Raw genomic sequence first — 407 nt, forward strand, 5'->3', positions numbered from 1 at the left:
CTCCCCTCTCTCTACACATGTCGTGGTTCGTCGGCAGCGTCAGATGTGTATAAGAGACAGAGTTAACATTGCCCCAGTTTCTGTTCAACAAGTTGCCTACGTTGAAAATATCAGCAGTGAACTGCACTGAATTTTTAGAATTGCCAAAGTTTTTGAATATTTCTTGGGTCAATCTAAAATCGAATTGGTTTCTCCAAGGTGAAGTTCCACCATTACGTTGAGCGTACTCGCCTTTGTGTTTGCTCAAGTATTTATCTTGGTTGATATAAGCAAAGAAAATATCGCTTTGTTCTTGCGGCGTATAAGCTTTAGCATACTGTCTTACAGTAGTTACGCCACCAACTGTAGATGTAACCAAGTTAGTAGGTACCTGAACGAAAGTGATTTCAGATGGATCTCTTGGAATG

The 407-nt window shown here is 40.5% G+C and carries 1 pseudogene; it reads right to left on the reverse strand.

Annotated elements, in window-relative coordinates:
• Positions 1-407, reverse strand: a pseudogene (locus JHD69_RS20535) (hypothetical protein); the annotation flags it as partial.

It is taken from the genome of Pedobacter sp. ASV12, from assembly GCF_016429155.1.
GTDB lineage: Bacteria > Bacteroidota > Bacteroidia > Sphingobacteriales > Sphingobacteriaceae > Pedobacter.